The sequence below is a fragment of the Aeromicrobium piscarium genome, from assembly GCF_007421815.1.
GTDB classification, from domain to species: domain Bacteria; phylum Actinomycetota; class Actinomycetes; order Propionibacteriales; family Nocardioidaceae; genus Aeromicrobium; species Aeromicrobium piscarium.
On record NZ_VLNT01000014.1, the window covers coordinates 39,977 to 52,202 of the forward strand.

General features: G+C 71.7%; 11 protein-coding genes. 6 read left to right on the top strand and 5 right to left on the bottom strand.

From position 1 onward, the window contains the following. Positions 1-6 precede the first annotated feature (6 nt). Positions 7-1,575, bottom strand: coding sequence for an ABC transporter substrate-binding protein (locus tag FNM00_RS14540; RefSeq protein WP_185973170.1), 1,569 nt, complete (start codon positions 1,573-1,575; stop codon positions 7-9). Between the two features lie 217 nt (positions 1,576-1,792). On the opposite strand from FNM00_RS14540, the gene FNM00_RS14545 reads away from it, so the two are divergent. The 5 genes from FNM00_RS14545 to FNM00_RS14565 all read left to right on the top strand — a co-directional run bounded on the left by FNM00_RS14545 (position 1,793) and on the right by FNM00_RS14565 (position 8,268). After that, positions 1,793-2,566, top strand: a complete 774-nt coding sequence (locus tag FNM00_RS14545) for an IclR family transcriptional regulator (RefSeq protein WP_143914277.1) — start codon at positions 1,793-1,795, stop codon at positions 2,564-2,566. A 215-nt stretch (positions 2,567-2,781) separates the two neighbouring features. Beyond that, the gene (locus FNM00_RS14550) at positions 2,782-4,167 is read left to right on the top strand and encodes a hypothetical protein (RefSeq protein WP_221933754.1); all 1,386 of its coding nucleotides are present in this window, start codon (positions 2,782-2,784) and stop codon (positions 4,165-4,167) included. Next, entirely contained in the window at positions 4,164-5,882 is a 1,719-nt protein-coding gene (locus FNM00_RS14555; protein ID WP_143914278.1) for a dihydroxy-acid dehydratase, read from the top strand. The genes FNM00_RS14550 and FNM00_RS14555 overlap by 4 nt, the downstream gene beginning before the upstream one ends. 11 nt (positions 5,883-5,893) lie before the next feature. Beyond that, positions 5,894-6,886 (top strand): dihydrodipicolinate synthase family protein, encoded by a 993-nt coding sequence (locus tag FNM00_RS14560; RefSeq protein ID WP_143914279.1) that lies wholly within the window; start codon positions 5,894-5,896, stop codon positions 6,884-6,886. Continuing rightward, complete coding sequence (locus FNM00_RS14565) at positions 6,883-8,268, top strand: FAD-binding oxidoreductase (RefSeq protein WP_143914280.1); 1,386 nt, start codon at positions 6,883-6,885, stop codon at positions 8,266-8,268. Before FNM00_RS14560 ends, FNM00_RS14565 begins: the two co-directional genes overlap by 4 nt. Before the next feature lie 104 nt (positions 8,269-8,372). On the opposite strand, the gene FNM00_RS14570 is transcribed toward FNM00_RS14565, so the two are convergent. Genes FNM00_RS14570 through FNM00_RS14580 form a run of 3 tightly spaced genes read right to left on the bottom strand, consistent with a single transcriptional unit; the run spans position 8,373 to position 10,773 of the window. Then, complete coding sequence (locus tag FNM00_RS14570; protein ID WP_143914281.1) at positions 8,373-9,122, bottom strand: SDR family NAD(P)-dependent oxidoreductase; 750 nt, start codon at positions 9,120-9,122, stop codon at positions 8,373-8,375. Further along, entirely contained in the window at positions 9,119-9,979 is an 861-nt protein-coding gene (locus FNM00_RS14575) for a fumarylacetoacetate hydrolase family protein (RefSeq protein WP_143914282.1), read from the bottom strand. The genes FNM00_RS14570 and FNM00_RS14575 overlap by 4 nt, the downstream gene beginning before the upstream one ends. Beyond that, complete coding sequence (locus FNM00_RS14580) at positions 9,970-10,773, bottom strand: IclR family transcriptional regulator (protein WP_143914283.1); 804 nt, start codon at positions 10,771-10,773, stop codon at positions 9,970-9,972. Before FNM00_RS14580 ends, FNM00_RS14575 begins: the two co-directional genes overlap by 10 nt. A 53-nt stretch (positions 10,774-10,826) precedes the next feature. On the opposite strand from FNM00_RS14580, the gene FNM00_RS14585 reads away from it, so the two are divergent. Continuing rightward, positions 10,827-11,510: an SDR family NAD(P)-dependent oxidoreductase gene (locus FNM00_RS14585; protein ID WP_143914284.1), complete on the top strand. Its 684-nt coding sequence runs from the start codon at positions 10,827-10,829 to the stop codon at positions 11,508-11,510. An 84-nt stretch (positions 11,511-11,594) separates the two neighbouring features. Here the strand turns inward: FNM00_RS14585 and FNM00_RS14590 are convergent, their stop codons facing one another. Continuing rightward, a complete protein-coding gene (locus FNM00_RS14590) occupies positions 11,595-12,179 on the bottom strand; it encodes a TetR/AcrR family transcriptional regulator (protein ID WP_143914285.1) in 585 nt (194 codons plus the stop codon). Positions 12,180-12,226 lie beyond the last annotated feature (47 nt).

Here is a 12,226-nt window from a genome sequence, read left to right on the forward strand (position 1 = left end):
GGCCGATCAGGGAGCGGTGCGGTACGCGTGGGCGAGCTGCAGGTTGCCGGCGGACGACGTCCACAGGCCCTCCACCTCCTGGCGGACGGCGGTCAGCATCGCGGTGTGCACGCTGTTGACGAGCGGGGCCTCGGCGTCGATGAGCTGCTGGGCCTCGGCGTAGATCGCCGCCCTCTCGCTCTCGTCCTCGGTGGCCGTGCCCTGCGCCGCGAGGGAGTCGAGCTCATCACTGCGCCAGTTGCCCTCGTAGGTGCCTCCGGTGAGCCGGTCCAGCAGATAGTTCGGATCGTTCACATCACCGCCCTGGTTCGGCACGATGTAACCGGGGAACTCCTTGCCGAGCGGCAGGAAGGCGTCCACCCAGGTGCCGATCTCGTTGTTCTCGATCTTCAGGGTGATGCCGATCTCCTCGAGGCTCTCCTGCAGGAGCTGCGCCTCGGTCTGCCATTCGGGGTAGGCCCCCGCGATGCCCCACCAGGTGAGCGTGTCGCCCTCGGTCACGCCGGCCTCCTCGAAGAGCTCCTTCGCGCGGTCCAGGTCGGGTTCGTACTCGGTCAGGCTGTCGTCGTGGGCCCAGCTGTCCGGCGGGATCAGCGTGTTGCGCAGCGAGGGCTCGCCGAAGCCGGAGAAGGCGGTGTCCCGCACGGACTCGCGATCCAGGGCGTAGGCGACCGCCTGCCGCGCCCGCGGGTCGTCGAAGGGCGGGGTCTGCGTGTCGAAGAAGAGGTAATGGTTGGTCGTCGAGATCTCGGGCTCGTCGATACGGATGTCCGCGGCGCCCTCCAGTGCCTGGGCGTCGCGCGCGGGCACATTCCAAAGCACGTCGATGTCCCCGGAGCGCAGTGCGGTGACGCCGGCGGCCGTGTCGTTGACGGCCTCGAAGTCGATGCCGTCGAGGGTCGGGGCCTCGCCCCAGTAGTCGTCGTTGCGCACGAGCTTCAGCGAATCGCTGGGCACGAAGGAATCCACCATGAACGGGCCGGTGCCCATCGGCTCCTCGTTGATCCGGTCGACGGAGTCGGGGGCGATGATGCGCACGTGGCTGATGGCGAGCGGGAGGGTCGCGTTCGCCCGGTCGAGGGTGACGACCACGGTGTCACCGTCGCTCGAGGCGCCCGAGGTCCCCTCGAGGTAGCTGTGCCCGATCGAGGCATTGTCGTCGGCGATGATCCGCTCGATATTCCAGACGATGTCGTCGGCCTCGAGGGGCGAGCCGTCCCAGTAGGTGACGTCGTCGCGGAGGTGGAAGGTCCACTCGGTGAAGTCGTCATTGGATTCCCACGACTCGGCGATGGCGGGCCGCACCTCGCTCTCCTCGTCCAGGGCGGTCAGGCCGTCCCACAGCAGCGGGTAGAGCACCCACTCCCAGTGGAAGGTCGCCAGGCCGGGGTCGAGCTGGGGGATCGCGTCCTGGCCGGTCGCGACGGTGATCGTGCCGCCTTCGACGGGCTCGTCGCTGCCGCCTCCGCCGCCCCCGCAGCCGGCGACGACCGCGGCGGCCAGCGTGACGGCGGCGAGCTTGGCCGCGACCCGACGGAACGGGCGTCGGCGAGAGACGGGAATCGTGGTCGTCATTGCTGGCTCCTCAGTGACGGGTGGTGCGAAGACAGACGAGAGCCGTGAGCCCACTGACCAGCCCGAGAACTGTGCGGTATGAGCGAACGGTGTATTGGGTAGTTGATACTCTAGGCACTCGGTGTGGCAGGATGTCAAGCACTTCGGGTCGTCGAGTCGGCCCAACGCCGCTGTACATCCGTCGTCGGCGCATTCGTCCGAAGGAGGCTTGGCAGCCATGGCCGCAGGGTCCTATGAAGTCCGCAGCGTCAGCCGGGCGATCGGCATCCTCAACGTCCTCGAGCAGGTGACGCCCAACGATCCCGGCCTCACCGTCTCGGACATCTCGCGTATCGCCGGCGGGCAGAAGAGCACGGTGTTCGCCACGCTGCAGACCCTGCTCGCCCACGGGCTGGTCGCCGACAGCGGCGCGGGGATGTCCCGGCGCTATCGCCTCGGACTCGGCCTGACCCGGCTGGGCGAGCGCGCGGCCGCGCAGACCCCGATCACCGCGCTTCTCACCCCGGCGATGCACGAGCTCTCCCGTGAGACCGGGCTGACGGCCCGCGCGGCGGTTCTCGATCCCGAGGGCTGGGCCGTCGTGATCGCCCGGGTGGACGCCCCCCATGCCGTCCGGCTGGACCTGCGGCTGGGACAGCTGGAACGCCCGCACTGCACCGGGCTGGGCAAAGCGCTGCTGGCGCTCCTGCCCGACGAGGAGGTCCGCGACATCCTCGCCCGCCTGGGCACCCCGATGCACACGCCGCGGACCCTGGGGACGGTCGACGCGGTGATCGAGCACCTCGCCGAGATCCGCGAGGCGGACTATGCCGTCGACGACGGCGAGGATGCAGTCGGCATCACCTGTGTCGCGGCGGCCATCGCGGGCCGGGACGGCCGCCCGATGGCCGCCCTCAGCGTGACCGGCCTGACCGCCGACGACACCATGCGCCGCCCGGACCTCGTCGGCCAGCTCGTGCACAAGCACGCCGCCAGCGTCACCCCCCTCTGACCGCCCCTCCCCAGGTGGCGGTAGGCCATCAACCTTTCCCGCGTGGCAGCGGTATCTCGTCAACCCCATCGCTCCCCGATTGGGGTTGACGACGCACCGCCACCGCGGGAGGAGAGACGAGAACGCCACGCTCGCGGACAGCCGGTTGACCCCCGACCGGATTTCGTGACACGGTATTGCCGTACAGCTTTCGGTCATAACGAACAGGAACTAGCGTGGCTGTCACAGCGCGACATGCTGCCGTCCGTCGTTGGGATCCCCCCGCGACGGCCGTCGCCCTGGGCATCGCCCGGCGCGACATCACCCCGCCGGTCGGCATCCGGGCACGTAATTGGGGTGCGGCGCTCTCCGACGTCTCCACCGGCGTGCACGCGCCGCTCACCGCGACCGCCCTCGCGCTCGGCGACGGCGATCGGCCCGCCTATCTCGTCAGCCTCGACCTCGGCTGGTGGGCCAGCGCGGAGGACGAGCGCGCCCTGCGCGATATCGTGCTGGACCGGCTCGGAGCCGGCGAGGAACGCCTGCTCATCCACCTGATCCACACGCACGCGGGTCCCTCGGTGCGCACCGACGAGACCGACCTGCCCGGCGGCGAGCTGATCCCCGACTACATCGCGGCGCTCGCCGAGCACATCGTCGACGCGTGCGAGGAGGCAGCGCGGGCCCGTGTGCCCGGGCTCGTGACCTGGGCCTACGGCCGCTGCGACCTGGCAGTCAACCGCGACCTGCCCTGCGGCGACGGCACGGTCGTGGCCTTCAACCCCGGGACACCCGCGGACGACACCCTGCTCGTGGGGCGGATCACCGACGAGAACGACCGAGTGCTCGGCACGCTACTCAACTACGCCTGTCATCCCACTACGCTCGCCTGGGACAACACCCTGCTCTCACCCGATCTGGTCGCCGGGGCGCGCGAGATCGTCGAGGCCGAGACCGGGGCGCCGTGCCTCTTCGTCCAGGGCGCCTCCGGGGACCTCGGCCCCCGGTACGGCTTCACCGGGGACCCGGAGGACGCCGACCGCAACGGACACGCTCTGGGCCACGCCGCGAGCGCCGCCCTCACCCTCATGCCGCCGCCCGGCACCGGGCTGGAACTCACACGCGTCGTGGAGTCCGGCGCCCCCGTCGGCGTATGGGAGCACCACCCCGCCGACGGGATCGGGGGGCTGCGCTGCGAGCGGATCGAGGTCTCGATGCCGCTGGCCGGCCGCGTGGCCGAGCAGGACGCCGACCTTCCCGAGCACGTCGCGCAGGAGCGCGCCCGGCGCGCCGCCAGACTCCGCCGCGGGTACGTGGACGGGGACCGGGCACGGCATCCGGTCTGGGTCTGGCACCTCGGCCCCGCCGTCCTCGTCGCGCATCCCGGCGAGGCCTACTCCGCGCTGCAGACCGAGCTGCGCCGTCGCCACGTCGACCGCCCCGTGGTGGTGGCCAATCTGACCAACGGCCCGGGGCACGTCTACCTGCCCACCCGCGAGGCCTACGAGCGCGATCGCTATCAGGTCTGGCAGAGCGTCCTCGCCGCCGGCTGCCTGGAACGGCTCATCGAGGCAGCCGACGAGCACATCGTCGAGACGGCCGCCGGGTCGGAGGACGCATGACCGGGAAGCTGCGCTCGAGCGCCTGGCTCGACGGGACCGACGAGGCGGCGCTGCTGCACCGGGCCGCGCTGCGATCGGCCGGTGCGACACCCGACGGACGACCCGTGATCGGCATCGCGGACACCGCCAGCGACCTGAACCCCTGCAACCTGGGGCTGCGCGACCTCATCGATCCCCTCCGGAGCGCGATCGAAGACGCCGGCGGCACAGCCGTGGTGTTCCCGGTCATGTCCCTGGGCGAGGACCTCATGAAGCCGTCCGCCATGCTCTACCGCAATCTCGCCGCGATGGAGCTGGAGGAGACCGCGCGGGCCTACCCTCTCGACGGTCTGGTGCTGCTGGCCAACTGCGACAAGACGGTCCCCGCCGCCCTCATGGCCGCCGCGAGCGCCGACCTGCCCGCCCTCCTGCTGCTCGGCGGTCCGCGGACGCCGGCGATGATGCGCGGACGCCGGCTGGGCAGCGGAACCGACCTGTGGCGGATGCTGGACGAACGGCGCACCGGCCGGCTCGGCGACGACGGATGGGCCGAGCTCGAGCACTGCCTGGGCACGACCACCGGAGCCTGCAACACCATGGGCACCGCCTCCACGATGGCGCTGCTCACCGAGGCGCTCGCGATGACGCTCCCGGGTGCCGCCGGGCTGCCCGCCTGGTCCACGGAACTCGCGGAGCTGGCGACACGCACCGGCCGCCGGGTGGTCGAGATGGTGCGCGAGGACATCCGTCCACAGCGGGTCATCACGCAGGCGGGCCTGGACAACGCCCTGCGCGTGCTCGCCGCGGTCGGCGGATCGACCAACGCCATCATCCACCTGGCCGCGATCGCCGGCCGGCTCGGACTCGACGCGAGCCTGGACCACGCGGCCCGGATCTTCGCCGACATTCCCCTGCTCGCCGATGTCGAGCCGTGCGGGGCGAGGCTGATGCAGGACTTCGTGGCGGCCGGTGGCCTGGGCACGCTACTGAAGGCGCTCGGCGAACTGGCCGACCCGACCGCGCCCGCCGCGGACGGCCGAACGGTGGCGGACGTCGTCGCCGAGGCACCAGCCCCCGGCGAGGTCATCCGCCCGCGTTCGCGGGAGCTCGCCCCGGCACCGACGATGGCGGTCGTGCGCGGTTCGCTGGCACCGGACGGCGCGGTCATCAAGGTCGCCGCGGCATCCCGCGAGCTGCTGCGCCACACCGGCCCGGCGCGGGTGTTCTCGTCCTATGAGGACATGCGCGAGCGGATGGACGACGAGGCGTCCGCGATCGGCCCCGATGCGGTGCTCGTGATGCGGGGCTGCGGCCCCGTCGGTGCGCCCGGCATGCCCGAATGGGGCATGGTGCCGGTGCCCGAGCCGCTCGCCCGCGCCGGAGTGACCGACATGGTGCGGATCAGCGATGGCCGGATGAGCGGCACGAGCTTCGGCACCGTCGTGCTGCATGTCGCCCCGGAGTCCGAGGTCGGCGGCCCGCTCGCCCTCGTCGAGGACGGCGACCTCATCGCCCTCGACGTCCCCGCCGGCCGCATCGACCTGCTCGTCGACGGCACCGTGCTCGAACACCGACGACAGGCGTGGTCGCCGCGCCCCTCGCCTCATCGTCGCGGCTGGCCCGCGCTCTATCGCGAACGCGTCCTCCAGGCTCCCGAAGGCGCCGACTTCGACGTGCTCGCCGCACCCACCCCAGACCGACGACGGGTCGTTCCGCCCGTCGTCGGCCGATCCTGACTGGAGGCCCCATGCCGACCACCACTCCCGCACTCGCCGGTGTGCTGCCCGTCCTGCAGACACCGTTCCGGCCGGACGGGTCCATCGACGCCGGCGAGCTCCGCCGCGAGATCGATTGGGCCATCGGCATGGGCGCCCACGGCCTCACCATCGGCATGGTCTCGGAGGTGCTGCGCCTGGCAACGGACGAGCAGGAGCAGCTCACCGAGATCGTCTGTGAGCACGGGGACCGGCTTGGGGTGCCGGTCGTGGCGAGCTGCGGGGCGGAGAGCATCCACACGGCGCGCCGGCTCGCCCGGCACGCCGAGCGCGCGGGCGCTCGCGCCGTCATGGCGATCCCCCCGCTGTCGGTCAGCCTGGGCGAGCAGCAGCTCTACGACTACTACGCGACCCTCATCGAGTCGACCCGACTCGGCGTCATCGTCCAGGACGCCAGCGGATACGTCGGTCAGCCGCTGTCGATCGACCTCCAGGCACAGCTGTGTCGGACCTATGGCGAGCGGGTCTACTTCAAGCCCGAGGCGGCGCCGCTCGGTCCGCGGGTGAGCGCGCTGCGCGATGCGACGGACGGCCAGGCCCGGATCTTCGAGGGCACGGCGGGTGCCGCACTGGTCGACAGCTACCGTCGGGGTGCGATCGGCACCATGCCCGGCACCGAGACCATCTGGGCCATCGCGGCGCTGTGGCGGGCTCTCGAGGCGGGCGACTTCGACACCGTCTACGCCGTGAACGGGCCGTTGGCGGGACTCGTCGCCCTGCAGTCGGGGCTCGACGCCTTCGTCGCGGTCGAGAAGCATCTACTGGTCCGCCAGGGCGTCTTCAGCTCTACGACGACGCGCGGACCGGAGGGCTTCACTCTCGACCCGGAGACCCGCGCCGAGGTGGACGTGCTCTTCGACCAGCTCGCGCGGGCGACCGGCCGCGAGTCGATTCCCAGGCTGGAGACCTCGGCGGCGAACGAGGAGAATCGGGGCATGGACGTCCCGAGCACCGCGACACGATGACCGACCGATCGGCCGCTGTCCCGGCCGCCGCTCTCGCCGAGCTCACCTCGCGACTGCCGCCCGGCAGCGTCGTCACCGACCCCGACGTGCTGGGCTCCTATACCCGCGACCGAGAGCTGTGGGCGCCGGCGCACCCGCCCGGTGCCGTCGTCCGGCCGGCGGAGACCGAGCAGGTCGCGACCGTGCTGCGGTGGGCATCCGAGCACGGCATCGCCGTGGTGCCCCGCGGAGCCGGATCGGGCCTGACCGGAGCGGCCAACGCGCTGGCCGGCAGTGTGGTGCTGTCGCTCGAGGCGATGGATCGGGTCCTCACGATGGACCGGGACGACCACTACGCGGTCGTGCAGCCCGGTGTCGTGACGGCGGATCTGAAGCGCCTCGCCGCCGCCGAGGGCCTGCGCTACGCACCCGATCCCGGATCGGCCGAGTTCTGCACGATCGGCGGCAATGTGGCGACGAATGCCGGTGGCCTGTGCTGCCTGAAGTACGGCGTCACGCGCGACGCGGTGCTCGGCCTCGAGGTCGTGCTCGCCGACGGACGGACCCTGCGGGCCGGCGGGCGCACCGTCAAGAACGTCGCGGGCCTCGACCTCGTCGGCCTGTTCGTCGGCAGCGAGGGGCTGCTGGGAGTCGTCACCGAGGTGACCGTCCGGCTCCATCCGGCGCCACTCGCTCTGGGCACTCTCGTGGCGACCTTCGACGACCTGACGGCGGCCGGTCGTGCCGTCGCACGAGTGCTCGCCGCGGGCCGTCCCAGCATGTGCGAGCTGATGGACGCGCCGACCCTGCGGGCCGTCGAGGCCTTCCGCCCGAGCGGCCTGGACACCGACGCCGCCGCCTTGCTGCTCGTCCAGACCGATGACGGCGATGCCGAGGCCATCGCCCGCTGCGCCCAGGCGTGCGAGGAGGCCGGGGCGGCATTCGTGATGACGACGCACGACGCGGCCGAGGCCGAGATGCTGACGATGGCCCGCCGGACGGCCGTGGACGCCCTCGAGGCGCGAGGTCGCTGGATGCTGGAGGACGTGTGCGTGCCGCTGTCCGCCGTACCCGAGCTGGTGGCCGGCTGCCAGCGGATCGGCGAACGCCACGGGGTGACGGTGGCGTGCTTCGGCCATATCGGCGACGGCAACATGCACCCCACGGTGATCTTCGCGCCCGACGATGCCGATGCGGAGCGCCGGGCTCAGCTCGCGACCCACGACGTGGCGAAGCTCGGACTGCGGCTCGGCGGCACGGTCACCGGCGAGCACGGAGTCGGGCAGGCCAAGCGCGACGCGATGGCCGAGCAGGTCGGACCGTTGCACCTCGACGTGCAACGAGCGATCAAGCGGGCCCTGGATCCCGCTGGGATCCTCAACCCCGGCAAGTCCCTCGGCTGACCTCGTGGCGGTACGTCATCAACCCCAACCGGGCCTGATGACGTTGATGAACTACCGCCACTATCGGCGAAAGGTTGACCACCTACCGCCACGGGCCGAGGGATTCAGTCGGCGTGGGTGGAGAAGCGCGCGGACCAGCCGCCGTCGACAGCGACCGACTCGCCGCTGACGAACGAGCCGTCGTCGGACAGCAGGAAGGCGACCACCGCCGCCACCTCCTCGGGCTCAGCGAGCCGGCCCGCCGGCGAACCTCCCGCGAGCCCGCGTTCGGCCGCCGCCGGGTCGGGCTGGGCGGCGAGGCTCGCCTCGAGATGCGGTGTGCGCACCGCCCCCGGCGCGACGGCATTGGCACGAATCCCCCGCGCACCGTAGCTGACCGCGATGCTGCGGGTCAGCGCATCGACACCGCCCTTGGTGAACTCGTAGGCGGCGTGATCGACGTGACTGGCGCGACCGTGGATGGAGCCGACGTTGACGATCGCACCGGGCGTGCCCTGGTCGAGGAAGGCGCCGACCGCGGCCGAACAGCCCCAGATATAACCCAGCCCGTTGACCTCGACGACCGATCGCACGAGTTCGTCGTCGAGATCGTGCAACGGCGTCAGCCGGGTGATGCCGGCGTTGTTGACCCAGCCGCCGAGTGGTGCCAGCGCCATCGCCACGGCGGCCGCTGCCCGGTGGGCGTCGACATCGGCGCTGTCGCCGGTCACCACATCGGCGCAGACATCGCGCATCGCGTCGTCCGGCTCGCGCTCCAGGCCGACGACGATCCATCCGTCGTGGTGCAGGCGCCGCGCGATCGCCCGGCCGATCCCGCGGGCGGCACCCGTGACGACGACGCTGCGCTGGCTCATACCTGTGTCGCCGCCACGCGCTGGCGCTGCCGGCCGAGTCCCTCGCCGCCGAGCTCCATGACGTCTCCCGGCCGCAGGTACACCTGCGGATCCAGGCCCATGCCGACACCCGGCGGCGTACCGGTGTTGATCAGATCGCCGGGCTCCAACGTCATGAACTGGCTGATGTAGTGCACGATCGTGGCCGGGCCGAAGATCATGGTCGCCGTCGATCCGTCCTGGCGGCGCTCACCGTTGACGTCCAGCCACAGGCCGAGATCCTCGACATCGTCGAACTCGTCAGGGGTGGCCAGCCAGGGGCCACAGGGGTTGAAGGTCGGCGCCGACTTGCCCTTGAGCCACTGACCGCCGCGTTCAAGCTGATAGGCGCGCTCGCTCACGTCGTTGCTGAGGACGTAGCCGGCGATCGCCTCCGTCGCGGCCCGCTCGTCGGCCAGATAGGTGACCTGACGACCGATGACGATGCCGAGCTCGACCTCCCAGTCCGTCTTCTGCGAGCCGGGCGGGATGAGCACGTCGTCATCGGGGCCGACGAGGGTATTGGGTGACTTGGAGAACAGGATCGGCTCGTCGGGCACGGCCTGGCCGGTCTCGGCGGCGTGGTCGCTGTAGTTGAGCCCCACGCACAGGATCTGGTGGGGACGGGCGATGGGGGCGCCGATGCGCTCGTCGCCCAGCGGCCGGACGGCGCCGGCGGCCACGCGTTCGGCCACGACGTCCCGCAACCGCTCCACGCCGCCGCCGGCGAAGAACGCGGCGTCGATATCGCCGACGACATCGCCGACCTCGACGATCCCGTCGTCGACGCGGACGACGGGCCGCTCCTCACCGGGTTGTCCGAGTCGCATCACACGCATGGTGCCTCCAAGGGGTCGTTGAGGGGCCGCGACGCGGCCACGATGGTGTCGACGCGCTCGGTGAGGGCGCGAAGCGGGGTACGGCTGGCGACCGAGCTGACGCTGATCGCCCGTGCGTGGGCGATGGGCCGGGCGTCGTCGTACGGGACGGCGAGGCAGCACACGCCCAGCTCGCTCTCCTCGTCCTCGGCGGCCCAGCCGCGTTCGCGGGCCGCGGCCACCTCCTCGACGAGCCGGCCGGGGTCGGTGATCGTGTGGGGTGTGCGGGTGGTCAGGGACTGCTCCGCGGCCCAGGCCCTGACGCCGTCGTCGTCGAAGGTGTCGGCCAGGAGGATCTTGCCGAGCGCCGTGGCATGCGCGGGGTTGCGGCCGCCGATCGTCGAGGTGAGCTGGATGCCCCCGGTCGTGGGCACGACCTTCTCGCGGTAGACCACCTCGCGTCCGTCCAGCACGGCATAGTGGGCCGTCTCGCCGAACTCGCGAGTGAGCGAGGCGAGCCGGTCGCGCACGCCCGCGGTCTCGGGGCGGGCGTCGTGAAAGGAGAAGGCGAGCCGGAGGAGACCGTCGCCGAGGGCGTAGCGGCCGTCGGGAGCCTGGGCGGCGAGTCCGGCGCGCTTCAGCGAGGCGAGCGCGCGGTGCACGGTCGGCTTGGCCGAGCCGAGCTCGCGAGCGAGGTCGTCCAGGCCGACCCCGTCGGGATGGTCGCCGAGACGCACCAGCGCGGCGAGGACACGGTCCGCGCCGACGAGGCGCTGGGACTCGGTCGCGTCGGGCGCTGGGAGGTCTGCGGACATATTCCAAATAATAGACTAGGATTTTGTTAAATGGAACGCTAGGAGGAGCTCATATGACCGAGTCGCGCATCGCGCTCGTCACCGGAGGCGTCAGCGGCCTGGGAGAGGCCAGCGCCGCCCGGCTCGCGGACGAGGGGTACCGGGTCGTCACCGCGGACATCGCCGAGGGCGCCGACCATCACGTCGACGTCACCGATGCGGCATCGGTCGACCGGCTGGCCGGGGAGGTGGGCCCGGTCGACGTGCTGATCAACAGCGCGGGCATCGTGGGCCCCAACGCGCCGCTGTGGGAGGTCGACCCGACGGCCTGGGAACGGACCTTCGCCGTCAATGCCCTCGGGACGTTCCTCATGTGCCGCGCCGTTGTGCCGGGCATGCGCGAGCGCGGTTGGGGAAGGATCGTCAACTTCGCCAGCATGGCCGGGAAGGACGGCAACCCGAATCTCTCGGCCTACTCCGCCTCCAAGGCGGCGGTGATCGCCCTGACCAAGTCGCTCGGCAAGGAGCTCGCGACGAGCGGCGTGCTGGTCAACGTCGTCACGCCGGCGGTGATCGAGACGCCGATGAACGCCACCACGGCACCCGACGTCCTCGCGCACATCACCGGCCTGATCCCGATGCGCCGCCTCGGGCGGGCCGAGGAGGTCGCCGAGCTCGTCGCCTGGCTGGCCACCGAGCGGTGCAGCTTCTCGACCGGGGCCGTCTACGACATCAGCGGCGGCCGAGCCACCTACTGAGGGAGCGACTACGGCGGTACGTCATCAACCTCATCGCGCGCGGATAACGTTGGCAGGCTACCGCCCGGTGGCGAGGCGGTTCCATCACTCGTGGCGCGCCAGGCTCTCCAGGTGGCGGCGGAGCGTCGCGCGCAGCTCGGCCGGGCCGAGCTCGCCGTGCGGGGTGATCGCATCCATGGTCAGGCCGCCGATGAGGGTCGCGAGACGATCCGCCTCCTGCTCGGCCGCACCGATCCCCGCCGAGGCGAGCGCCGTGCACAGCGCCTCGCGCAGATCGCGTCCCATCCGGGCGGTCGCCGCCGCGAGGATCGGCCGAGTGCGCGAGGCGACGACGAACTCCACGAGCACAGCGGCCTCCTCCCGTCGCTCGACGTCCACCGGCAGAACCTCCTCGACGAAGACGGCGAGCCGCTCCGGCCACTCGGCGCCGAGGTCGTCCAGCCGGTGCGTGGCCAATCGCTCGCCCATCCGCCGGCCGACGTCCTCGGCCGTGGCCGTCAGCAGATCGTCGCTGCCGTCGAAGTAGTGCCGCACCGAGCCGACATTGAGCTCCGCCTCGTCGGCCACTCTCCGCAGTGACAGTGCCGCCGCGCCGTCACGGGCGACGAGTCGCGAGGCGGCGGCGACCACGTCCGCGCGCCGCTGTGAGGCGTCGATCCGGGCCGGCATCGCTCACGCCTCCCGGCTCGCGGGCAGCGGTGGGTCAGGCACCTGTC